Origin of the sequence: Stenotrophomonas sp. PS02301 (genome assembly GCF_029959485.1) — a bacterium.
GTDB classification, from domain to species: domain Bacteria; phylum Pseudomonadota; class Gammaproteobacteria; order Xanthomonadales; family Xanthomonadaceae; genus Stenotrophomonas; species Stenotrophomonas maltophilia_Z.
In genome coordinates this window covers 59,564-81,577 of sequence record NZ_JASCOO010000007.1, presented here as the reverse complement: position 1 = coordinate 81,577, position 22,014 = coordinate 59,564, and the positions used below count along the sequence as shown (strand labels likewise).

Here is a 22,014-nt window from a genome sequence, read left to right as displayed (position 1 = left end):
GACGGATGTTAGTCCCCCCGAGTCGGCGCGCGCGCGGATGCTGTGCGTACCGGGGGACGAAGAGGCGCAGCAGCGCCAGCGCACCCCGCTACCCATCAAAGCGGAGCGCGCATGCAACCCAACAACCCCTTCCTTCGTTTCACCTCGGCTGCCGGATCGCTGCTCGACCGCATCGGCCACATCTGGCTGTGGTTCGCCATCAGCCTGGTGCTGCTCTTCGTCGTCGGCCTGATCAATCCGGTGCTGGTGGCGTCCTACATTTGGGCGGCCTCCAAGCTGACAATGGCCGCAGCCATCGGCTTCGGCGTTGACCTGAGCGTTTTCCGTGGTGGCGATCCGCGCTACCTGCAGGACGGTATCGAGAAGTCGATGGCCCAGACCCGCCGCGTCACTTTGATCGCTGCGGCAATGATCGCGGCCGGGCTGATCGGATGAGCGGGCGCGGCTACCCTGACCGGGCGCTGCGCCTTCTGGCCGTGGGACTGTTGGTCCTGCTCGCCTGCATATCGGTCGTCAGCTGCCGCACGGCTCAGGCGGCCGAACCGCGCCCGTCGACCGTCCGAGTCGCACCGGCATCCGCGCTGTACCGCCACCGCGTAGAGCAGGCAACGGCGCGCGCATGGGGCATCCACGGCAGCCCGGCCCGGCTGGCGGCCCAGTTGCACCAGGAGTCGGGCTTCCGCGCTGATGCACGGTCGCCCGTGGGCGCCCAAGGCATTGCGCAGTTCATGCCGGCGACCGCCACCTGGATCGCTACGGTATTTCCCAAGGAGCTGGCGGCCTTCGATCCCTGGAACGCACAGCAGGCAATCTTGGCAGCGGCGCTCTACGACCGATGGCTCCTGGATCGCGTCGCTGTCTACGGCAGCGGCAGGATGACCGAGTGCAGCCGATGGGCCTTCACGTTCCGCGCCTACAACGGCGGCGAGAAGTACCTGAACCGTGAGCGCAGTTTGGCCAACGCAGCCGGCGCAGACCCTAACGATTGGCATGAGGTTGCCAAGTTCCGCTCCCGTGCCGATTGGGCGCACCGCGAGAACATTGGATACCCCCGGCGGATCTTGCTGGTCCTGGAGCCTGCGTATATCGCCGCAGGTTGGCCGGGGAGTTCCCCATGTCAGTGACCGCCCTCGAAATGGTTCGGATCAAGGCATTGGCCATCGTCCTGGTACTGGCTGCCTCCATCGGGGTCGGGGCGTGGGCCGGGCATCGATGGGCCGAAGGCGAGCAAGCCATCTCGGAACGGGGCGAAAAGACCGCCTACCTCGCAAGCCTGCAGGACGAAATCACCCGGCTTCAGACCCAGTCGGCGGAGTCGGCCTTGGCCTATGCCGAAGCGACGAAACGGCTGAACGCCATTGCCAATTCCCTGGAGAAAAATCGTGAAGAGAACCGCAAGTTCGCCGAGGGCCAGCAGGCCGCGCTGGCGGCGCTGCTGGATCGGCGTCCTGAGCTGCGCGCTGCTCGCGCTGGCGATGACGTCCTGCAGCACTGGAACCGCAGTAACCAGGGCAAGCCCGCCGCCGCCGCCCCCGCCGTCAATTCCCGCGAGCCTCAAGCAAGAGTGCCCAGCGCTCCCGATGGCTCCGAACGATCTGTGGGCGACCCTGCTGGGAAATCACGACCTGGTCGCGACCCTGTATCACGACTGCAGCGATCGCGGCAGAGCGTTGATCCTGGCCACCGACGACTGGGAGGCCACGGCCTGGCAATGGTATTGCCGAGCGCTGGAGGCGCAGGTCCGTCCTGCGGCCTGCACGGATGAAGGACGGAGCAAGCGCGAAAGACCTGCTGACGCTCCGAAACGAGTACGAGCACCTGGCGCTGACGTGCCGAACTGAAGCCAAGAGGCAGCGCGGCGATCGCGCTGCCGCCCTGGAGGGACAAGCCCGCGCCTATGTCGGTTGCGCCGCTGACCTCAACGACCTGATCAATGGAAGGAAACACCCGAGTGCAAGACGACGTTGATATGGCGGGCGAGGTCGACGCCAGGGCCTGGGAGCTGTTTGAGCAGACCCGGCGTGCAAGGCAGGCGCACCAAGCTGGACCGCCCGCAGTCCTGCAGCCGATGAACTGCGTTGACTGCGGCGAAGAGGTGCCGGCGGCACGCCAGCGTGCAGTTCCACACACGCGCCGTTGCATCGGCTGTGCCGAAGCCCTGGAGGCGTGATGAGCGACCCGGTTATGGCGGGTCCCATTGTGATTGGCCTACTGGTGCTGGTAGCCGCACTGGTGGCCACCAACTTGATGGTCGGGGTGGTGCTTTGGTGGCGTCACTCCGGCCTGGCAGACCGGGTCACGAAATTGGAAGTCCACAACGAGCATCGCATCACCCGCGAGGAAGTCCGTCAGGTGTTCGATCGGCTGGCCACGCTCGAAGGCAAAACCGACGCGACGAACATCATGCTTAGAACCGTCCAAGAACATCTGTTGGAGAACGATTGAATGACCCAGAAAACCTTTGCCGAGAGTCTCCGCGAGGACCGCCGCTTGGTGCTGCTGCGCCTGCTGGCTGAGCAGAACGGCTATCGCGCCAACAGCTCCACGCTGCATTCCGGCCTTCATCATTTGGCCGTCGCCGGCACGCGCGACGACGTACTGACCGACCTCACCTGGTTGGGCGAGCAGGGCCTCGCCCGCGTCAGCGAGGCTGTGACCGGCGTCCTGGTCGCCGAGCTGACTGGTCGCGGCCTGGACGTGTCCAAGGGCCTCGCCGCTGTGCCGGGTGTCAGCCGCCCGAGTCCCCGGTAATCGGCATGACGGCCCCACGACGCGGCAAGTCCAGCATCCAGCGCCTGCCCCCGGAGCAGCGAAGCCACATCGAGCGGCTGCTCCGGGAGGACAGGCTCACCCTGGTCGAAATGATTGCCGACCTGCAGGACCGGTTCCCAGGAGAGCCTGCGGCCGACGTATCGAAGTCGGCACTGCACCGCTACGGCAAGGGCTTCGCCGAGCTGACGTCCAAGATGCGCGAAATCGAGGCCGTCTCCCAGGCGCTGGTCGGCGAGCTGGGCGAAGGCGTAGGCGAGAAGGCCGGCGCGCTGCTTGGCCAGGCCATCACCACGCTGGCCACCAATGCCGCGCTGAAAGCCCACGAGAAAGAAGACGTGAGCATTGAAGACGTGCGGAAGCTCGCGCGCGCGGCCAAAGATGCGATGGACGCCCAGCGCGTCAGCGTCAACGTGCGCCGTGCGATCGCCCAGGAAGCCCGAGAGGCGCTGCAGCGTGAGCAGGCCGCGAAGCTCGACAACGTAGTGAAGTCTGGCGGCCTGTCCGAAGAACGGGCCAACGAGTTCCGCAAGAAGATCCTGGGAATCGGCTGATGGTGATCGCAAAGGCCGCGCGCTCGAAGGCTGCGCCAACCAAGAAGCCGCTGGCAGAGGCCATCAACCGGGCCGATCGTGTCGAGGATCTGCTGCAGGACGAACTGCCGGCATCGCTCGCCGTCGAGGTCAACAGTGCCATCGACGCCGTGCTGCTGAAGTACCAGCAGGAGTGGGTGGCCGATGACAGCGACCTGAAGGTGGCCGAGAAGAGCCGTCGTGTGGGCCTCACCTGGGCCGAGGCGTCAGACAACGTCCTGATCGCTGCCAAGTCTCGCCAGGGCGGCGGGATGAACGTGTATTACATCGGCTACAACATGGACATGGCCATCGAGTACATCGAGGCCTGCGCCATGTGGGCGCGTGTGTTCAACCAGGTGGCCGAAGCCGTCGAGGAAGGCGAAGAAGTCTTCAAGGATGGCGACGATGAAAAGTCGATCAAGACCTACACCATCCGCTTTGCCAGCGGCTTCCGCATCGTGGCCCTGTCCTCGCGCCCGGCCAACCTGCGCGGTAAGCAGGGTGTTGTGGTCATTGATGAGGCCGCATTTCATGGCGCTCTGGACGAATTGCTGAAGGCCGCTCTAGCGCTGTTGATCTGGGGCGGCAAGGTGCGTGTGATCAGCACCCATGACGGGGATCAAAACCCGTTCAACGAGCTGGTGAACGAGATCCGGGCAGGCTCCCGAAAGGGCAGCGTCCACCGCATCACGTTTAAGGAAGCCGTCGAGCAGGGCTTGTTCGGACGCGTCTGCATGCGCAGGGGCGTTCCGTGGGACGTGGACGCCCAGGGCAGTTGGGTCATCGGTGTATATGCCTTCTATGGCTCTGCGGCCGAGGAAGAGCTGGACGTTGTCCCGAGCCAAGGCTCGGGCGCCTGGCTGACCACGGCTCTGATCGAACAACGCATGTACGGCGCCCCGGTCCTGCGCTTCACCTGCCCCAAGGGCTTCGAGCAGGAGCCGGACGGCGCTCGCTGGGCGGCGATCCAGGATTGGCTGGATCTGGAAGTCGGTCCACTGCTGGAGGTGCTGGACCCAGAGCTGCAGAGCGCATTCGGCCAGGACTTCGGACGCACCGGCGATCTGACGGTAATGGTGCCGGCGCAGATCGAGCAGAACCTCCGCCGCCGCGCTCCGTTCATCCTAGAACTGCGGAACATGCCGCATAAGCAGCAGAATCAGGTGGCGCAGTACGTCATCAAGCGCCTGCCGCGCTTCGTCAAGGCGTCAGTAGACGCACGCGGTAACGGCCACGCGGTGGCAGAGTTCCTCGCCCAGGAGTTCGGGTACAGCCGTGTCGACCTGATCATGGCAACGGAGACCTGGTACCGGGAAAACATGCCTCCGCTGAAGCAGGCGTTCGAGGACGACACCATCGCCATCCCCAGGGACAAGGACGTCCTGGGCGACCTGCGCGCCATCAAGATGATCAAGGGCGTTGCTCGTGTACCCGAGCGCTCCACCGGAAAGGACGGTGGCCAGCGCCACGGCGACGCCGGCATCGCCATCGCACTCATGTACTACGCCAGTCGGCATCCCGGCGCGGAAATGGCATGGACCGCCATGCCCAAATCCAGCCGCGGATTCGACACCGTCGCCCACGGCGACGACGACCTCTCTCTCCCGGAACCTGAAGCATGGTGACCACCTCCCGCATCCTCGGCCCCGATGGCCGCCCCTTCCGTGTCTCCGAGTTGGCAGAGCCGCAGACAGCCCAGGCGACTCAGCTGCAGCGTGAGTTTCAGGGTCATCCCTCGCGGGGCCTGACGCCATCGCGCCTCGCCTCAATCCTGCAAGCGGCCGAACAGGGCGACGTAATTCGCCAGTACGAGCTGTTTGAGGATATGGAAGAGCGCGATACCCATATCTTCTCTGAGATGTCCAAGCGCCGCCGTGCAGTCTCCGGTCTCTCATGGAAAATCGCTCCCCCCACCAACCCGAGTGCGGCTGAGAAGAAGTCGGCCGAGCAACTGCAGGAAATGCTGGAGGCGATGGACAACCTGGAGGGCATCCTCTTCGACACCACCGATGCGATCGGCAAGGGTTTTGTATGCCAGGAGATCGAGTGGGAGCGAGTGGGCAACGGCTTCCAGCCCAAGTCGATCCTCCACCGCCCCCAGTCGTGGTTCCAGTTACAACGGGGATACGAGCAGCAGATCCGGCTGCGGCGCGGTGGCGGTGAAGGTGAGCCGCTTCAGGACTACGGCTGGATCACCCACACCCACGCGGCCAAGAGTGGCTATTTGGAGCGTGCCGCGCTGTTCCGCGTTCTGGTCTGGCCGTACCTATTCAAGAACTATGCCGTGGGCGACCTCGCGGAGTTCTTGGAGATCTACGGAATCCCGATGCGCATCGGCAAGTACCCGCCTGGTGCTTCGGAGCGGGAGAAGCTGACGCTTCTCCGGGCGCTGATGCAGATCGGCCACAATGCCGCCGGTATCATTCCCGAAGGGATGACTATGGATTTTCCGGCCGTTGCTGAGGGTGATCCCAGTGCATTCCAGATGATGATCGACTGGTGCGAGCGCAGCCAGAGCAAGGCCATCCTGGGAGGCACGCTCACCAGCCAGGCGGACGGCAAGAGCAGCACTAACGCTCTGGGCAATGTCCATAATGAGGTGCGCAAGGAGCTGAAGGATTCGGATGGCAAACAGGTTGCCACATCGCTCACCCGCGACCTGGTGTATCCGCTTGCCCAGCTCAATGGGTTGATCCCTCAGGGCGATCGCCGCCGTTGCCCTCGCTTCGTGTTTGACCTGGCTGAGTCCAAGGACATCACCATCTACGCGACGGCGCTGCCGTCCCTCGTCGGACTCGGCATGCGTATCTCACCCTCCTGGGCGCACACCGAGCTGGGAATCCCTGAGGCCGGCCCTGATGAGCCAGTGTTGGGTGCTGCGCCCGAGTCGGCTCCAGGCAGCCGGGTGGCGCTGAGTCGCACGGCGGTCGCGGTGGCGAGCGCACAGCCTGCGCCAAAGGATCGGGAGGACCAGCTCGTCGCACTGCTCGCCGAGGAGGTCGACCCCGTGATCTCCGATTGGGTGGACCAGATCCAGACTCTAGTCGACAGCGCCCAGACCCTGGAGCAGATCCGCGACGGATTGCTGGGCCTGTTGCCGGGGTTGTCTACGGTCCAGTTCACCCGCGCCATGCAGCATGCGTTGGCCATCGGCGGCGCGGCTGGGATGCTGGATGCGTTGGAGGACAGCCGTGGCTGAGATCCGGGGTGGCTTCGGCAGCATGCCCGAGGCCGAGCGCTACTTCCGGGGCAAGGTCAACCTGCCAACCCGCCGCTGGAATGATCTGTGGCAGGGGCAGCATGCGCGCGCGTTTGTCGTGGCTGGTGCTACTCGCGACGCGCTGCTGACGGATCTGCGCCAGGCGGTGGATGCAGCCATCTCCAAGGGTGAGACGCTAGAGGACTTCCGCGCCCGGTTCCGGGACACTGTTCAGCGGAATGGCTGGACGGGCTGGACCGGCGAAGGCACGCCCGGCGGCGAGGCTTGGCGCACCTCGGTCATCTATCACACGAACCTGCGCACCTCCTACATGGCCGGCCGCTGGGAGACGCTCAAGCGCTTCCCCTACCTGCGGTACAAGCACAACTCCGTTCGCAATCCCCGCGAGCAGCACAAGGCGTGGAACGGGATCATCCTTCCGTCGAATGATCCCTGGTGGGTTGTGCACTACACCCCAAATGGCTGGGGCTGCCGCTGCACAGTGGTGGGTGTGTCAGAGGCCAAGATGCGGGCGATGGGCTGGAAGGTGAGCGAGCGCCCGATCAGCATCCAGGGCGATCCGCCACCGGAGTGGGCCTACCACGTCGGCCATGCTGCCAGCGGCAGCCACATTGCCGACGCGGCGCTGGCCAAGGACGCCGGGGCCAAATGGTCTGAGCTGCCTGGGCGCAGCGCGGCCGAGCTGGGCCGACCTTCCCAGGTGCCGCTGGATTCGGCGATCGCCCGTCCTCTGGCCAGCGGCATCCGCGATCCGGAGCGGGTGCGCGAAGTCTGGCGCGGGTTGTACGGCGAGACGTCAACCTTGCGCGATCCTTCCGGCGACGAGGTACTGCTTACCGACCAGGTCATCGAGCATTGGCTGGAGAAGCCATCTCGCCTTGACGGCCGGGAGAAGTATTTGCCTCTGCTGGCGGAGACGATCCAGAACCCGTTTGAGATCTGGGCCAACTTCGCCCAGAACGACGCTGGCCAGATCGGGCTGCGCCGCTACTACGTCAAACGGGTCGAGGTCACGGAGGACGAAGGGGGAGCGCAGAAGCGATACGCACTGACGATGATCGCCGAGGTGCTGCCGGGTGGCGTGTGGGGGTCATTTGACTTCTTCCGGGGCAACAAGCCGCAGCCGCGATCGCGGCAAGGGTTGTTGGTTTGGGGGCGTTCGGAGGAATGAGCCTTTGCACACAGACGCGCCAGCTCGCTCTGCGGCGCTTCCTGCAGGACCTCGGGGGCTGGCCCATCCTGTGGAAGGATTGCGGCCCGGAGGCCGCTACACCAGGGGCGGCTGGTCCCTGGTCCGTACCCGGAGAATATCATGGCCAATGAGCCGCTGATTCTGCACCTGGACACCGACCAGGCCGAGCGCTGGTTCGGGAACCTGGTGCGGCGAGGGTCCGACCTTTCGGGGCTGATGGCCCAGATCGGCGAAGACCTGACCGAAAGCACCCAGGCTCGCTTTGATACGGGGGTGGGGCCGGACGGGATCGCCTGGCAGCCATTGGCAGATGGCTCCGGGCGGACGCCGCTCAATGACACGCGCCGCACGCGGGACGGTATCCACCCGCTGTCCGGCGTGGACTGGGTCGAAATCCGAGCCGACTCCAAACAGGCTCGATGGCACCAGGAAGGCACGCCGCCCTACGTGATCGAGGCGAAGAACGGAAAAGCGCTGTACTGGCCGGGCATGCAGATGCGCACCAGCAAGTCGGGCAAGGAAGGCCCAGCCTTCGTCCGTAAGGTCAACCATCCTGGATTGCCTGCGCGCCCCTTCATGGGGGTCAGCGAGGAGGACGGCGACGCCATCGAGCAGCTCGCCGTCGCATGGCTAGAACTGGATGCCGACCCGTCAAATCTGGGGCCGGCCTAAAACGCCCCCACAGGCCCCCTGTGGCCCCCTGAGCGCGGCCACCGTCCGTGCCCGCCCCCGCGATGGGGGTGTGGGGCGATTTAAACGCCTTTCAAACGCCATCGGGGGTAGGCGTGAAGCCCGCGTTTCCTTCGGGGCCGTTTTTTTCGCAGAACGTGTACAGTTTGGCCTGCGGTCGAGGTGTAGCTCCTCCCGCGCTTTTCACTGACGCATGTTAGTCCCGGCTCCTGGCGTCAACCGGCCAATCTGGCCGGGATGAACAAGCCCACCCAGATCAACGTCCCTTCGACCGTCGCGGTCGCCGCCTGCAGCTTCATGCTGCCGCTGAAGGCTGCCGACGATGGAACCATCGAGATGCAGCTGACGCCTGCAGGCGAGTTCCGGCCGAACGATGGCCGGGAAATGCTCGTACCGGCTTGGTACATCGACGCAGCGGTCGCCGAGCGCGTCATCGCTCGATTCAACGCCAAGAAGACGCCGCCCGTCGTCGATTACGAGCATCAAACCCTCCACAAGGAAACCAACGGGCAGCCTGCGCCGGCCGCTGCCTGGATGCGTGCGCTGCAATGGCGCGAGGGTTCTGGCCTCTGGGCCATTACCGAGCCGACGCCCCGAGCGGCAGCTGCGATCGACGCCAAGGAATACCGCTACGTCTCGCCGGTCTTCCGCTTCGATGAGAAGACCGGCGAGGTACTGACGATCGAGATGGCCGCCATCACCAACACCCCCGCGATCGATGACATGCAGGCGCTGTCCTTGCGTGCCGCCGCCACCTTCGCGTTCCACAACGAAACCGAGGACACCCCGATGAACCCCTTGCTTACTGCCTTGCTGGCCGCCCTGGGCCTGCCCGAATCCACCACCGAAAAGCAGGCCATCGCAGCCTGCAGCAACCTGACGACGCAGCTGGCCACGCTCAAGGGTGTGACCGCCGAGCTGGGCGTGGAAGAGGCAGGCGCTGTGGCCGCATGCAGCGCCCTGAAGGCCAAGGCAAAGGCATCTGAGCCTGACCCCGCCAAGTTCGTGCCGGTCAGTGCGGTGGACGACCTGCGCGGCCAGATCGCGGCCCTGAGCGCCGAGCGGACGAATGACAAGGTCACCGCCCTGGTGGATGAAGGGTTGGCTGACGGGCGCATCAACCCGGCGCTCAAAGACTGGGCCACCTCCTTGGGCAAGTCGAACCTCGCGGCCCTGAGCGCATACCTGGAGAAGGCTGCACCCATCGCGGCGCTCAGCAGCACCCAGACGAATGGCAAGAAGCCGGATGACGCCCTGGGCAAGGAGAGCCACGGCCTCAGTGAGGGCGAACTGGCCGTCTGCTCGATGACCGGTATTACCCCGAAGGACTTCGCGGCCGCCAAGCCCGCCGCTGCCTGACGGCACGCGCTTTCCTGCCTCTATACAAGGACACCGAAATGACCGCAGCCACCCAAGGCCGCAATACCACCCGTCGCGACGCCCACCGCGTCGGCCATCTCATCAACAGCGGCCAGAAGATCTGGGCGGGAACCCTGGTGGCCCTGCTCACCGCCAATGGCAACGCTGTGCCGGCAGGTACGCCCGGCGCTGGGGACGCGGTGGGCGTTTCCCAGCATGACGTTGTCGGCGACGGCACCAATCAGGTTGATACCTGGCGTGGCCAGGCCTTCCACTTCGCGAACAGCGCAGCGGCCGATCTCATCACTCGCGCCGACATCGGCTCCAACGCCTTCGTGGTCGATGACCAGACGGTAGCCAAGACCGACAACAGTGCCGCCCGCAAGGTCGCCGGCAAGATTATCGACGTGGACGCTGCCGGCGTCTGGGTCCTGGTCGGCTGATCCCGCCCCAACTCCCTTCGACAGGAAACCCACATGCAAGTTACTCGCGGCAATCTCAATACGCTCGGCATCGCGTTCAACGCAGCCTTCACCCAGGGCCTCGGCCAGGCCCCCTCCCAGTACCAGCGCGTCGCGTCGGTGGTGCCCTCCACGACCAAATCCAACGAGTACGGCTGGCTGGGCAAGCTGCCCGGCATGCGCAAGTGGGTCGGTGATCGCGTCATCCACGGCATCATGAACCACGGCTACGCCATCAAGAATGAGCCGTTCGAGCTGACCGTCGGCGTGGACCGCGACGACATCGAAGATGACAACATCGGCATCTACACCCCGCTCATGCAGAACATGGGTGAATCCGTGGGTGCGCAGCCCGATGAGCTGACCTTCGGCCTGCTGAAGAACGGCATCAGCACCGCCTGCTACGACGGCCAGAACTTCTTCGACACTGACCACCCGGTGATCAACGCCGAAGGCAAGACCGTCGTCCAGAGCAACATCGATTCGGGCGGCAACGGCCCGTACTGGTACTTGCTGAGCACCAAGCGAGCGATCAAGCCGATCATCTTCCAGAACCGCAAGGACCCGAACTTCGTGTCGATGGACACGGAAACGGATGAGGCCGTGTTCTCGAAGAAGGAGTTCCGCTACGGCACCGATTGCCGCCGCAACGTGGGCTTCGGGTTCTGGCAGATGGCTTATGCCAGCAACAAGCCGCTGACTGCCGAGAACGTCCAGGCGGCATACACCGCGTTTACCAGCCGCACTGGCGATCACGGCCGCCCGCTGGGCCTGATCCCCGACCTGTTGGTGGTCGTGCCCGCCCTGAAGTTCAAGGCGGCAGAGATCCTGACGGCCAACCAGATCTCGGGCACTGACAACGTCATGAAGGGCGTTGTCGACGCGCTGGACTCGGCCTGGCTGCTGTAACCCACAGCCATAGCCGGTGCCTCCGGGCACCGGCTTCCCGCTCAACATCAACAAGGAGTGGCCAGTGGCCAACGAAGAAATCAACGTGAAGTCGCGCCATGACCGTGGTCGCTGGCGTGCCGGCAGGCATTTCACCCGTCAGGGCGAAGTCATCGACGTGTCCGAGCTGAAGAAAGGTCAACTCGACGCCATCAAGGGCGATCCCGAGCTGATCGTCCAGGACGTGGCCGCCAAACAGGACAAGACCCCGGATGAGCTGGCGATCGCACGCCAGAAGGCCGCAACCAAGAACGCCGCAGGCAAGACGTCCTGGACCGAAGCCGAAGGGAAGGCTAAGGCAGCGGCCGAGCTGGATGACGCCGCATGGGCCGCCTTGGCCCCGGCGGATCGCGTCGGCCAGATCGAAGCGCACCTGGTCCCGGAGAGCTGATCGATGAGCTACGTCACCCTCACGCAGCTGGCCGAACTCCCCGGTGCGCTCGAACTGGCACAGGTGGCCACCGACAAGGGGCAGCGCCCCGTCGCAGCCGAGCTGATGGACGCCACCCTGCGTGGGGGTGACCGTAGCGCATATGCGCCCGCTGAGATCGTCCGGGCCGATGCGGCGGCGGCACGCATCCAGGAAGCGGTCACCCAGGCGAGCGCGGTCATGGACGGCTATCTGTCAAAGCGCTATCCGCTTCCCCTGGTGGAATCCAATCCGATGCTGTCCACCTGGGCGCGGGCCATCACCCGTTACCAGCTTCACGGCGACCGCATTTCCGATGAGCGAAGCGACCCCATCGCCCGCGACTACCGGGACGCCCTGCGGTTCCTGCAGCTCATCTCCGAGAGCAAGTTCCACCTGGGCGCGAACGACCCCACCACCGGAACTGCCAGCATGGGCGACTTCATCTTCCACCCTGGCAACAAAGTGTTCGGTCGGGATCGCCGCCCGTGACAGTCGGGCCGTACCCCGTCATCAACGTGATCGAGCGGCTCCGCGCTCGGGCACCCGTGCTGCTCGATGTCGGCTCTGCGGCAGACCTGCAGACGGCCCTGGAGCAGAAGCCCACGCTGGACTGCGTCGCTTTCGTTACTTCGGCCGAACTGGGGCGTAAGCCCAAGTACACCGGGCCGCTCTACGTCCAGGACGTCGACGTCACGCTGCGCGTTGTCCTCATGGTTCGCAACTACTCCGGTCAGGCGGCCGGTACTGGCGCTCGCGACCAGATGGATCAAGCGGTGGTGCCGGCAGTGCGAGCGGCCCTGCTGGGCTGGACGCCTGTCGATGAGTTTGAGGGGCTGACGTTCCAGGCCGGCCGGGATGAGCGGTTCGACGCCGGCTTCCTCACCACCCAGCAGGTATTCGGCACGTCCTACCGCATGCAACAGAAGGTATCGCCATGACCCACAAACTTACCCCTACCGCTGGTGGTGCCTGGCGCGTCATCGACGGCCGCCTGGTCAACGAGACCGAGGCTCCCGCCAAGCAATCGCCAGCAGCAGTCCCCGTCAAGCCGGCGCGTCCGCCGCGCCAGAACCCGCAACCCACCAAGGAGTGAACCGTGGCCCAGCCCACCCTGGAATCTTTCAAACGACGCGGCCTGGCGCTCGCTCTGCGCGCCAGTGCCAGCGTGCCGGTCGTGCCCACCGCCGCGAGCAATGGCGTGCTGCTCTTCAACGGCACCAGCGGGACGGAGTTCGACAAGATCGAGCGTCCCATCGACCGTCCTTTCCTTACTGGTCAGCCGTTCGCAGTCGGCGCAAAGCGCGCCTTCATCGAAGGTGAGTTCGAGCTTTACCCGCCGACCGCACCTGGTGCGGCCGACGAAAGCGACGCGGACTGCGGCATCCTGCTGCTCCCGGCCGGCATGACCGTCGTCAAAGACGCCGCCGCGAAGACAACCCGCTTCAATCCGATCAGCTCCAATGTCGCCCTCAGCGACGCCAAGTTCTGGCATGCCGGCACCGTCAAGAACGTCAGCGCGGCCCGCCACAACGTCACCAGCTTGATCCTCGCGGTCGGCGATCGCTTCAAGGGCAATGTCCGCATCCAGGGCGACTACGAGACCATCGGTGAGGATGCCCTGCCGGAGATCTCGCTGCCGACCACCGTGCCGACCGTGGCCAGGGCGGACAACACCGTCACTACGATCACGGTGCCCGGCGGTGCCGGCCTGGTGTGCTGGGCGAAGTCCCTTTCGGTCGACGTGGCCAACACCATCACGCCGAAGGAGTACACCTCCCACAAGGAAACCGGCATTACTGATCGTGCGCCCACCTGGACGGCGCGCATTGCCAAGACGGCCTTGGCGGACTTCAACCCGTGGCAGGTTCGTGACGCCGCCACGATCATCCAGGTGGCGCTGCGCCTGACCGAGAAGTCCAAGCTGTATAGCGAGCTGGGCATTCGCGGCCAGATCGAGACGGTGAACGAGACGGACATCGATGGCGACTACGGCTGGGAGCTGTCCGGCCCCTGCGTGGCCAGCGATGCCGGTGGCGACGAGTTCTACATCGAGTTCGGCGACGCCGCGCCGTAAGCCGCTACACTGCCCCCAACAAGCCCCGCCAAGTGCGGGGCTTTTTTTTCAATGACGCTTGTTAGTCCCGACTGGGCAGCGTCCGTGGGCAAAGTGGTCTTGTCCCGTTCAAACGGGCTTTGAACACCACTTCCCAAGGACTCAAACAATGCTGCGTCTCTCGAAATCCGACACGGTTGCAATGCAGGTACGCCTGAGCATTCCGACCGACAATCCCACTGTCTTCAACGAAGGCACGATCGACTGTCAGGTCAAGATCCTCTCCAAGCAGCGGCTGAAGGACCTGCAGGAGCGGGAGACCGGCGATGCGGAGTACCTCAAAGAAATTCTGCAGTCGGTGACCGGCCTCGGCGATGCCGATGGAAACCCGCTTGTGGGTGAAGAGGCACTGGCCCAGGTCTATGAGGGCACCTGGTCGACCTTCCTGCAGCCGGCCATCGTCCAGTCCTACTTCGCGCAGTTCGTGGAAGCCCGCGTAAAAAACTCGAAGCCGTCGCGCGGGCGCTGATTGGGAAGGGTCCCCGTACTGGCGGCTCTCATCGGAGCCATGAACCCGATGAGGCCGTCAGTGCGACGGACTTCCTGCGTGACGGCGGCAACGCCGCCGAAGCTGATGAAGTGGTCACCGTCCTGGAAGAGAACTGGGATGCGGTCCAAGTATTCAGGCGCTGCCGACCGAGATGGATCACGGGGTTCCACGCGCCGGTCTACGACGGGATCGAGGCGACAGAGATCCGCGCAGCGACTTGTCTGCTGGGAATACGCCGCGCCGCACTCCCCGATTTGCTCTACCGCGTCGACGTCCTGATCCAGGCAACGAGAGACGCCCGCTCCGAAGCCTCATAGGTGCCCCAGTGAACCCCACCGTCACCCTTCGGCTCACTGCCGACAATAGCCAGCTGCTGCCCACCGTCCGCACCTCCAGTGCAGAGGTGAAGCGCCTGGGCGACACCGCCCAAGCGACCGGCCAGCAGGCTCAGCGTGGCGGTGCGGGTATCGCCAGCATGGGAGCCGCATCCGGGACGGCAGCGGGCAAGGTCGGCGCAATGACCTCGGCGCTCACTGCCGCCCGGACGGCAGCAGTCGGCTACCTGGCATCCCAGTCCGTCACAGCGCTGGTCTCGATGTCAGACCAGTACGCCAACATCTCAGGTCGGCTGAAGCTGGCCACGGCCGATCAAAAGTCCTACGCCGCTGCCTCGGCAGAGGTGTTTGCCGTCTCCCAGCGAACCTCCACGCTGATGGAGACCACGACCACGCTGTACGCCCGCCTGGCGCAGTCCACGGCAGAGTACGGAGTCAGCCAGCAGCGACAGCTTGCATTGGCCGAGACGATCAACCAGACGTTCACCGTCTCCGGCGCGAGCGCGGTGGCCGCTTCCAACACGATCACCCAGCTTACCCAGGCACTCGCTGGCGGCGTGCTGCGCGCGGAAGAGTTCAACTCTGTCATCGAAAACTCGCCGAGGCTCGCCCAGGCGCTGGCAGATGGTATGGGTGTTGGCATGGGTGAGCTGCGTAAGCAGGTCAACGATGGGCAAGTCAGCGTCGACAAGCTGGTGAAGGCGCTGGAGAGCCAGTCCTCCACCATCCAGGCCGAGTTTAACCAGATGCCGTTGACGGTCGAGCGCGCAATGGTGCAGCTCCGCAACAGCGTCACCAAATACGTCGGCGAGGCTTCCCAGGAACTGGGTGCCGGCAGTGGCCTGGCAGAGAGCATCGCGTTCCTCGCCAGAAACATGGAGCAGATCGATCAGATTGCCGGGGTGCTGGCAGTTGCGTTCGGTGGCCGTTTGGTTGCAGGCCTGGTCGCAGCCACCGCATCGAAGGTCGCCGCCGCAGTTGCAAGCCGGGAACTGGCTCGACAGGAGCTGGCCGCTGCGACAGCAGCTGAGCATCAGGCGCAGTTCCGCGTCGCTATGGCCCGCTCCGGCGTTGCAGCTGCAGGAGGTCTTGCTGCGGCTGAGTTGGCGTTCGCGAATGCTCAAGCGCGAACCGCTGCCGCAACTCAAGCAGCATCGATTTCGCTGACTGCCAAGGCTGCGGCGGTGCGTGGACTCAACATGGCAATGAGCGCATTCGGCGGACCTGTCGGCCTGGCCATCACAGCGTTGTCGCTGTTCGTGATGTGGGTCCGAAATAGCGAGCAGGAGGCAAAAGAGCTATCTAAAACCGTCACCGCTGGCTTCCAGTCGTCGATCAAGACGCTCGAAGGCTTCAATGAGCAGACAGCCAACACGTCGTTTGCCGAGCTGTCTGGCTCCCTTGACACGATCAAGGCAGCCGAGAAGGAGATCGGAAAGCTGCGCGATCGCTACGAGGAGCTGTCCAACTCGGCGCGGTCATTCCAGGCCCGCGACCGGGCGCTGCCCTACGGCTTCGATAAGGAGATGACCAGTGCGGCCGATGCGATCAAATCGGCCGAGGTGCGCCTGCAGCAGCTGACGACCCGCTACGACGATGTGATTGGCAAATCAACCAGCTACATCCTGCAGGCGGCCGGGGTCACCGACGCCACTGATGCGCAGCGTAAGTCGGTGGAAGAGCTGGTGCGACGCCAGGCCAATCAGGGCCTGACCATGCAGCAGAATATGGACCTGTATCAGCCGCTGATCCAGAAGCTGTTCGGCGTGGATGCTGCTGCCCGCTTGGCCGGAAAGGGCTTCGAACAGGCCGGCGCGGCCGCGACCGCGTCAGCCGCGGCGATCAAGAGTGCCCTGGCCACCATTGATGAGGGCCTGGACAAGCAGATTGGCGCGCTGCAGCTGCAGCTCATTGAGGCGAGCCAAGGCAAGGCCGCGCGCATGCGGGCGGAATTCATCAAGAACGCGGCGGCTCAAGGGCTGGACCCGACCAGTGATGATTACCAGGCGCGCCGCGCCAAGAATGAACAGGTCATCGAGCTGACCTTGTCCCTGGACAAGCAGGCGAAGGCTACCCAGGCGGTGTCTAAGGCCGAGGCCGAAGCAAAGCGCACCGGGGATGAGGCCAAGCGACTGCGCGACCAGCAGCTGGAATCCCAGCGGCGCTACACGGCCGAGGCAGCGCGTGCCGCCGCAGAGGTGGCCGGGCCGTTGGCCGTGGCAGAAACCCAGCGGACCCAGCGCGTGTCTGAGCTGGACGCCGAACTGAAGAAGCACAACATCACCCAGGCCGCGTACAACGCCCTGGCCGCAGAGGCCGAGCGCATCGAACAGAAGCGCAAGGCCGAGCTGCGGACGCAGCAGGCTGCGCCCCAGGCGCTCCTGGACACGCTGAGCGGTGAGATCCGCCTCCTGCAGGTTGCCGGCACTGAGCGCGAGCGCTATAGCCGCCAGCTGCAGAACGAGCAGGACATGCGCCGGGCCATCAACGAGGCCAATGAAGCTGGTGCCGGCATCAGCGCCGACATGACCAAGCGGCTCCTGGCGCAGGCGCGGGCATGGGCAGACGTGTCCATCCAGGTTGAGCAGCAGACGGCCAACCTCGAAGAGTGGGCCAACGTCGGCACGCGGGGTGTTGCCGATGTTGCCGACCTCCTGGCTGACACCTTCAGCAACAGCCTGGATGAGTCCGAGAGCTTCTTTGACCGCCTGAAGGACATCTTCAAGCGTGGGTGGCGGGACATCATGCGCACGATGCTGGAGCAGAACCTGGTGCGCCCGTTCCAGGAAGCGCTCACAAACGCCATTACAGGGGCCTTCTCTGGCGCTTCAACCGGCACTTCCAGCGGCAACTGGCTGAGCCAACTCGGCGGTTTCTTCGGTGGCAACGGCAACAGCGGTGGCAGCGGCGGTCAGGGGTGGATGTCGAGCCTGGCCAGGCTGATCGGCGGCGGCAAGAACATGACTGGCACCAACGCTATGGCAGCCGGCAATGGCTGGATGAACTCGGCCGCAAGCGCTGGCTCGATGATGGGCTTCGGTAACAACGTCGGCGGCTTCATTGGCAGCGGCTCCGCTGCCGGCGGTGCCGGCGCTGCGTCCACCGCGTCGATGGCCGTGCCGATCATCGGCTGGGTCGTGGCCGCCATGATGAAGAACGCCGAACTGTTCGATCAGGGCTGGGACATCAAGAATGGCGAGAGCTGGGCGGGCAAGGTGGCTACCCTGGGCGCGGTGGGCCATGTGGACGATATGGCGCGCAAACTGGGCCTCAACGCCAAGGCAGCGTCCATCCTGTCGGGTTCGTCGATCCACTCCGCGCTGTTCGGTCGCAAGAAGCCTCAGATCCAAGGCCAGGGCATTGTCGGTTCCTATGGCTTCGACGGGCTGTCCGGCCAAACCTATGCAGACATCAAGGCCAAAGGCGGCCTGTTCCGTAGCGACAAGAAGTGGACCGAATACGGGCAGATCGACAGCTCGGTGACGGATGCCTTCGGCTCCGCACTCAACAGCGCCCGCGCTGGCGTCGTGGGCCTGGCCAACCAGCTCGGTGTCGACATCAGCACCCAGCTGAAAAACGTTCGTGTCGACCTGGGCAAGGTCCAGCTCGATGCAGATCCAGAAAAGGCGCAGGCCCAACTGGAGCAGCTCATCTCTGGCGCTGTCTCCAATCTGATGGGCAGTGGCATAGCGATGCTGGGCTTCAATCAGTTCCTCGGCAAGGGCTTCGAGGCCAGCGACGTGATGTACAGCCTCGCCGCCGCGATCGAGCTGACGACCGGCAATGCCGGGGACTTGGGCCGTGCGCTCAACTCGCAAGAGGTTGACCTGGTCAAGCGGACCACCAGTATGTTCCAGAGCATGGCCAAGGCTGCCGGTTCCACGATGGAGGAACAGGTCAAGGCAGTGGCCACCGCCGCGTCTTCCTACGGCAGCGTGGTGGCGTCTGCTCAGCAGGAGATCTCCACGGACGGCTTCAGCGGCTTCGCCAAGTCGCTGCTGGCGGTTCGTCAAGAAGAGCGGGAGCGCATCCGCACCCTTCAGGACCAGGCGAAAGCACTGAACGGGCTTTCCGCCCGCGAACAGGATCTGGCCACCGTGCGCCAGGCCGCCCGGCTGAAGGCGGACGCCCTGGCGCGATCGCTGGAGTCCGAGCTGGCCGACCTCGCCCTCAACCGCATCAACGATCAGATCGAGCGCCTCGGCGGCTCGGCCGATGGCGCGAGTAGCAAGATCGCCGACTTCATCAACTCGCTGAAGCTGAGCGACACCCTGTCGCCGGATACCGACGCGCAGAAGCGTGCCACCGCCTCCGACCTGATGGAGAGCGCCGCCGCCGCCGGAAACCTAGACAGCTTCGCCACCTACGCGCAGCAGTTCCTGGAAGTGAGCCGCCAGCTCAACGCCAGCGGTGCGGGCTACCAGGCCGACTATGCCGCCGTGATGGAGTTGGCCAAGCGTCTGGGTGCGGATGGCAGTAATGCGTCCCTGCAGCAGCTCTACGAAAAGCGTGAGGCCCTGCAGGCCCAGCAGGAAGCTGCCGCACGCCTGGAGCGTGCCCAGCGTATAGCTCAGGGTGTGGCAGATCTGGGCGGCGTTCGCGGCGGTGATCCCTTCGAGTTGCTCAGGAGCGTAACGGGCATGACCGCCGAGGAGCTGGCGTCGGATCTCGGCCTGTCCACGGATGAGCTGACTGAGTACCTGAAGGCGCAACAGACGAACATCTCCGACCTCGCCGAGATCCTCTATGACCTTCCGAAGCGGATCGCCCAGGAAATGGTGTCAGTAATGGTCGACGGGGTGCCGACGGCGGCGGGTTCAGCCACTGTCCCTGCTGTGGCCGGCGCAACTGGGACGCCGCCCAGCCAGCCCGGCGTGGGGAGTGGCGATACAGCGGTTCTCGACGTGCTCCTGCAGGTGAACAGTGGCATTTCTCGACTGGTAAAGATGAACGCGAACGCAGAGCTGCTGAAATGAGCCGGCCCATCATTCTTATAGACGTCGGCTATGACCAGCTTCCTGCTGCAACGCCTGTAGCCCGAAGCCGCTACGCATGGGTTCCGCCGGCCGCTGTGCCGGTCGTGATCCCGCCCGTCAGCGACGTTGGCGTGTCGCCCGCCACCGACAGCGTTACGATCACGTGGGCGTCGTCCGGCGAAGGAGTGACCTATGTCGTCTGGCGCGCAGCTGACTTTAACGGTGGTCCAGGCCCGTTTAAATATGTGACAAGGACCACGGAAACCCGATACACGTATACCGAAGCCGCCGGCGTTGTTTCGTGGTGGAAGGTGACGGCGGAGATCAATGGGATCTCTTCAGGTGACTCGGAGGTCATCCCAATGGCACCGGTGGTGCCGCCGACCAAGGAAGAAATATTCCAGATCAGCGAGGCTTTGAACCAGGCGATCACCGACGCGATCCTCGCCCAACAACAGGGTGACGTTGCCGCAGTGAATGAGGCCGTTGGATCGGCTCGTCAATACACGGATGCTCAGGTCTCGGCGCTGAATGGAATTCTGGAAGACATCGTTGGCGCCGATGAATGGAGTGCCGAGCGCAACTATCCAGCAGGCGACTTCTCACGTCACGGAGGCCTGCTCTATCGAGCGCTCGCGCCGAATATCGGCGTCCAGCCAGGCTCGGCCCCCGCGATCTGGGAGGCAATCGGTGATTACACCTCGGTAGGGGATGCGCTTGCTGCGTCGATCCGCATGGCCAGCCGCAACGCCAGCGACATCCAGACCCAGGCTAGCCGGGTAGATGCGCTTGTTGTGCGTATGCCTGCTGGTGCAGGAGCCATTGCAAGCCAAGCCAGCGTCGCGGCGGAATCGCAAGCGCGAGCAGATGCTGTATCTGCCGTCGGCCAGCGTCTCGGTTCGGTGGAGGCGCGGATGCCGGCCTCCGGGGAAGCCGCAGCGTCGGCAGCGCGGGTTACCGCCATTGACCAGGCAAGCGCGTGGCGCGACGAAGTACTCGGTCAGCGCATCGAAAGTACCAACGCGCAGATGGCCGGGAAAGCAGAAACCGGCACTGTTCAGTTGCTCCAGTCGAAGGTCGACCAGGTTAATGGGCGCGTGGACTCGCAAGGCACCGCGCTTCTCCAGGTGACCTCGAAGCTGGCGGGCGGGGCGAACATGCTGAAAGATTCCTCGTTCGCTCGCGGGTTCACCTATTGGACCCAGCCGGGCGGTCTCGGTATCGCTAACGAGCCTCGATTCGGGAACTACATGTACGGCCCGCCCCTTTCAGGTGGCACGGCCAGCTCCCAGACTGTTCAGACGGGCCAGGGTGTGTACGTTCTTAGCGGCGAGATTTATCGGAACAGCAACGTCGGCACGGTACGGCTCGAAGTCGGAGCCTTTAGCGCCGCCGGGTTTATCGGGTCGGTCACGGCCCTGAGTGATTCAAGCATTGTTGGGGAGTGGCAGCAGTGTCATATCGCTATCGCTGCGCCTGCAGGTACCACATATCTCCTTTGCCGGATGATCTGGGAGAACACGAACGTCAACAATTCCTTCAGGCGCCTGAAGCTTGAGGCGGGACAAATTCCGACGCTCTGGACTGATGACACGGCCGTACAACTGAATGCCAGCGCCACTCAGATACTGGAGACCAGGGCCACCCAGCTAGAGAACGGGCAGAGCCGCCTGGAAGCAAAGGCCGGCGTCCTGCTGGACGTTAACAAGAAGGTGATCGGTTGGACTGCCAAAAATGACGGTGAGCAGGGCATCTTCGATGTCGTTGCCGATCGCTTCAACGTCACCGACCCCAACGGCACCGGCAGCACGACGTTCGAGGCAGGTCGATGGGTAACCAGGTCAGGCGGGTATATGCAGGTGCACGGCAAGCCGTTCGGCACCACGGGCGACCTGATGATGTATATCGGCGTCGGTTCCGATCCCAACGCCGCCAGCAAGGGCAACGGCATCTTCTGGATCGACAACAAAGGGAATGCCTACTTTGGCGGAAGCCTGTCGGCCGGCGTGCTGCGCAACGCCGTACAGACTGGCACAACCCAGACGACCGGCACCGAGCTGATCAACGGTCCTTTCCGCACCAACGGCGGAAACCGCACGGTCACTCTCAGCTTTAGCCGCACACACACCCGTCATCGCTCCGCGTATGGATCGGCCGGGTTTGTGGCGGGGGCCGGGTCGAACACTGCCCAGGTGCAGTTGTTCCGGCAGATCGGCACCGGTGGCTGGGTGCTGTGGCAGGTCCTCAATGTCGCCGGCTCGGTGGATATCCGAAACGAAACCGACGGGCCAGACCTCGCCATTTCCGGATGGGGTGGCTCCTTCACGGTCAACGACAGTAGCTCTTCGCTGGAGACGGTGACCTACCGCGCCGTGGTGACGGCATTCACTGAGCAGACCGTTAGCCACCAGACGGGCAACTTCGACTCGCAGTCCATCACCCAGAACCTGTCGATCATTTCCGTGGAGCAATGA

Annotated in this window: 21 protein-coding genes; all 21 read left to right on the top strand. The window is 64.4% G+C overall.

The window, feature by feature from the left end:
• Window positions 1-111 precede the first annotated feature (111 nt).
• Entirely contained in the window at window positions 112-435 is a 324-nt protein-coding gene (locus QMX81_RS03425) for a hypothetical protein (protein ID WP_282258531.1), read from the top strand.
• The gene (locus QMX81_RS03420; RefSeq protein ID WP_282258529.1) at window positions 432-1,124 is read left to right on the top strand and encodes a transglycosylase SLT domain-containing protein; all 693 of its coding nucleotides are present in this window, start codon (window positions 432-434) and stop codon (window positions 1,122-1,124) included. The genes QMX81_RS03425 and QMX81_RS03420 overlap by 4 nt, the downstream gene beginning before the upstream one ends.
• Window positions 1,115-1,765, top strand: a complete 651-nt coding sequence (locus QMX81_RS03415) for a hypothetical protein (RefSeq protein WP_282258527.1) — start codon at window positions 1,115-1,117, stop codon at window positions 1,763-1,765. Before QMX81_RS03420 ends, QMX81_RS03415 begins: the two co-directional genes overlap by 10 nt.
• 404 nt (window positions 1,766-2,169) lie before the next feature.
• Entirely contained in the window at window positions 2,170-2,445 is a 276-nt protein-coding gene (locus QMX81_RS03410) for a hypothetical protein (RefSeq protein WP_282258525.1), read from the top strand.
• The gene (locus tag QMX81_RS03405; RefSeq protein ID WP_282258523.1) at window positions 2,446-2,751 is read left to right on the top strand and encodes an ArsR family transcriptional regulator; all 306 of its coding nucleotides are present in this window, start codon (window positions 2,446-2,448) and stop codon (window positions 2,749-2,751) included. It begins immediately after the preceding gene.
• Between the two features lie 5 nt (window positions 2,752-2,756).
• Window positions 2,757-3,323: a phage protein Gp27 family protein gene (locus tag QMX81_RS03400; protein ID WP_282258521.1), complete on the top strand. Its 567-nt coding sequence runs from the start codon at window positions 2,757-2,759 to the stop codon at window positions 3,321-3,323.
• Entirely contained in the window at window positions 3,323-4,969 is a 1,647-nt protein-coding gene (locus QMX81_RS03395) for a hypothetical protein (protein WP_282258519.1), read from the top strand. Before QMX81_RS03400 ends, QMX81_RS03395 begins: the two co-directional genes overlap by 1 nt.
• Window positions 4,963-6,543, top strand: coding sequence for a DUF935 domain-containing protein (locus QMX81_RS03390; RefSeq protein ID WP_282258517.1), 1,581 nt, complete (start codon window positions 4,963-4,965; stop codon window positions 6,541-6,543). Before QMX81_RS03395 ends, QMX81_RS03390 begins: the two co-directional genes overlap by 7 nt.
• Window positions 6,536-7,735: a PBECR2 nuclease fold domain-containing protein gene (locus QMX81_RS03385; protein ID WP_282258515.1), complete on the top strand. Its 1,200-nt coding sequence runs from the start codon at window positions 6,536-6,538 to the stop codon at window positions 7,733-7,735. The genes QMX81_RS03390 and QMX81_RS03385 overlap by 8 nt, the downstream gene beginning before the upstream one ends.
• A 141-nt stretch (window positions 7,736-7,876) precedes the next feature.
• On the top strand, window positions 7,877-8,428 hold the full coding sequence (locus tag QMX81_RS03380; RefSeq protein ID WP_282258513.1) for a phage virion morphogenesis protein: 552 nt from the start codon (window positions 7,877-7,879) through the stop codon (window positions 8,426-8,428).
• 315 nt (window positions 8,429-8,743) lie between these two features.
• Entirely contained in the window at window positions 8,744-9,805 is a 1,062-nt protein-coding gene (locus QMX81_RS03375; protein WP_282258511.1) for a phage protease, read from the top strand.
• Between the two features lie 38 nt (window positions 9,806-9,843).
• On the top strand, window positions 9,844-10,248 hold the full coding sequence (locus QMX81_RS03370) for a hypothetical protein (protein WP_282258509.1): 405 nt from the start codon (window positions 9,844-9,846) through the stop codon (window positions 10,246-10,248).
• A gap of 33 nt (window positions 10,249-10,281) precedes the next feature.
• Window positions 10,282-11,175: a Mu-like prophage major head subunit gpT family protein gene (locus QMX81_RS03365; protein WP_282258507.1), complete on the top strand. Its 894-nt coding sequence runs from the start codon at window positions 10,282-10,284 to the stop codon at window positions 11,173-11,175.
• A 64-nt stretch (window positions 11,176-11,239) separates the two neighbouring features.
• Window positions 11,240-11,605 carry a hypothetical protein gene (locus tag QMX81_RS03360; RefSeq protein ID WP_282258504.1) on the top strand — a complete coding sequence of 122 codons (366 nt, stop codon included), beginning with the start codon at window positions 11,240-11,242 and terminating at the stop codon, window positions 11,603-11,605.
• Between the two features lie 3 nt (window positions 11,606-11,608).
• Window positions 11,609-12,115, top strand: a complete 507-nt coding sequence (locus QMX81_RS03355; RefSeq protein ID WP_282258503.1) for a DUF1320 domain-containing protein — start codon at window positions 11,609-11,611, stop codon at window positions 12,113-12,115.
• Window positions 12,112-12,564 (top strand): hypothetical protein, encoded by a 453-nt coding sequence (locus tag QMX81_RS03350; protein WP_282258501.1) that lies wholly within the window; start codon window positions 12,112-12,114, stop codon window positions 12,562-12,564. Before QMX81_RS03355 ends, QMX81_RS03350 begins: the two co-directional genes overlap by 4 nt.
• Complete coding sequence (locus QMX81_RS03345; protein WP_282258499.1) at window positions 12,561-12,719, top strand: hypothetical protein; 159 nt, start codon at window positions 12,561-12,563, stop codon at window positions 12,717-12,719. Before QMX81_RS03350 ends, QMX81_RS03345 begins: the two co-directional genes overlap by 4 nt.
• Window positions 12,720-12,722: 3 nt before the next feature.
• Complete coding sequence (locus QMX81_RS03340) at window positions 12,723-13,700, top strand: hypothetical protein (RefSeq protein WP_282258497.1); 978 nt, start codon at window positions 12,723-12,725, stop codon at window positions 13,698-13,700.
• 148 nt (window positions 13,701-13,848) lie between these two features.
• A complete protein-coding gene (locus tag QMX81_RS03335) occupies window positions 13,849-14,208 on the top strand; it encodes a hypothetical protein (protein WP_282258495.1) in 360 nt (119 codons plus the stop codon).
• A 346-nt stretch (window positions 14,209-14,554) separates the two neighbouring features.
• Window positions 14,555-19,540, top strand: a complete 4,986-nt coding sequence (locus QMX81_RS03330; protein WP_282258487.1) for a tape measure protein — start codon at window positions 14,555-14,557, stop codon at window positions 19,538-19,540.
• A complete protein-coding gene (locus tag QMX81_RS03325) occupies window positions 19,537-22,014 on the top strand; it encodes a hypothetical protein (protein ID WP_282258485.1) in 2,478 nt (825 codons plus the stop codon). Before QMX81_RS03330 ends, QMX81_RS03325 begins: the two co-directional genes overlap by 4 nt.

Excerpts from the sequence above, each read along its gene's own strand:
- QMX81_RS03425 (WP_282258531.1), top strand. The coding sequence starts at position 112 with ATGCAACCCAACAACCCCTTCCTTCGTTTCACCTCGGCTGCCGGATCG.
- QMX81_RS03420 (WP_282258529.1), top strand. The coding sequence starts at position 432 with ATGAGCGGGCGCGGCTACCCTGACCGGGCGCTGCGCCTTCTGGCCGTG.
- QMX81_RS03415 (WP_282258527.1), top strand. The coding sequence starts at position 1,115 with ATGTCAGTGACCGCCCTCGAAATGGTTCGGATCAAGGCATTGGCCATC.
- QMX81_RS03410 (WP_282258525.1), top strand. The coding sequence starts at position 2,170 with ATGAGCGACCCGGTTATGGCGGGTCCCATTGTGATTGGCCTACTGGTG.
- QMX81_RS03405 (WP_282258523.1), top strand. The coding sequence starts at position 2,446 with ATGACCCAGAAAACCTTTGCCGAGAGTCTCCGCGAGGACCGCCGCTTG.
- QMX81_RS03400 (WP_282258521.1), top strand. The coding sequence starts at position 2,757 with ATGACGGCCCCACGACGCGGCAAGTCCAGCATCCAGCGCCTGCCCCCG.
- QMX81_RS03395 (WP_282258519.1), top strand. The coding sequence starts at position 3,323 with ATGGTGATCGCAAAGGCCGCGCGCTCGAAGGCTGCGCCAACCAAGAAG.
- QMX81_RS03390 (WP_282258517.1), top strand. The coding sequence starts at position 4,963 with ATGGTGACCACCTCCCGCATCCTCGGCCCCGATGGCCGCCCCTTCCGT.
- QMX81_RS03380 (WP_282258513.1), top strand. The coding sequence starts at position 7,877 with ATGGCCAATGAGCCGCTGATTCTGCACCTGGACACCGACCAGGCCGAG.
- QMX81_RS03375 (WP_282258511.1), top strand. The coding sequence starts at position 8,744 with ATGCTGCCGCTGAAGGCTGCCGACGATGGAACCATCGAGATGCAGCTG.
- QMX81_RS03370 (WP_282258509.1), top strand. The coding sequence starts at position 9,844 with ATGACCGCAGCCACCCAAGGCCGCAATACCACCCGTCGCGACGCCCAC.
- QMX81_RS03365 (WP_282258507.1), top strand. The coding sequence starts at position 10,282 with ATGCAAGTTACTCGCGGCAATCTCAATACGCTCGGCATCGCGTTCAAC.
- QMX81_RS03355 (WP_282258503.1), top strand. The coding sequence starts at position 11,609 with ATGAGCTACGTCACCCTCACGCAGCTGGCCGAACTCCCCGGTGCGCTC.
- QMX81_RS03345 (WP_282258499.1), top strand. The coding sequence starts at position 12,561 with ATGACCCACAAACTTACCCCTACCGCTGGTGGTGCCTGGCGCGTCATC.
- QMX81_RS03335 (WP_282258495.1), top strand. The coding sequence starts at position 13,849 with ATGCTGCGTCTCTCGAAATCCGACACGGTTGCAATGCAGGTACGCCTG.
- QMX81_RS03325 (WP_282258485.1), top strand. The coding sequence starts at position 19,537 with ATGAGCCGGCCCATCATTCTTATAGACGTCGGCTATGACCAGCTTCCT.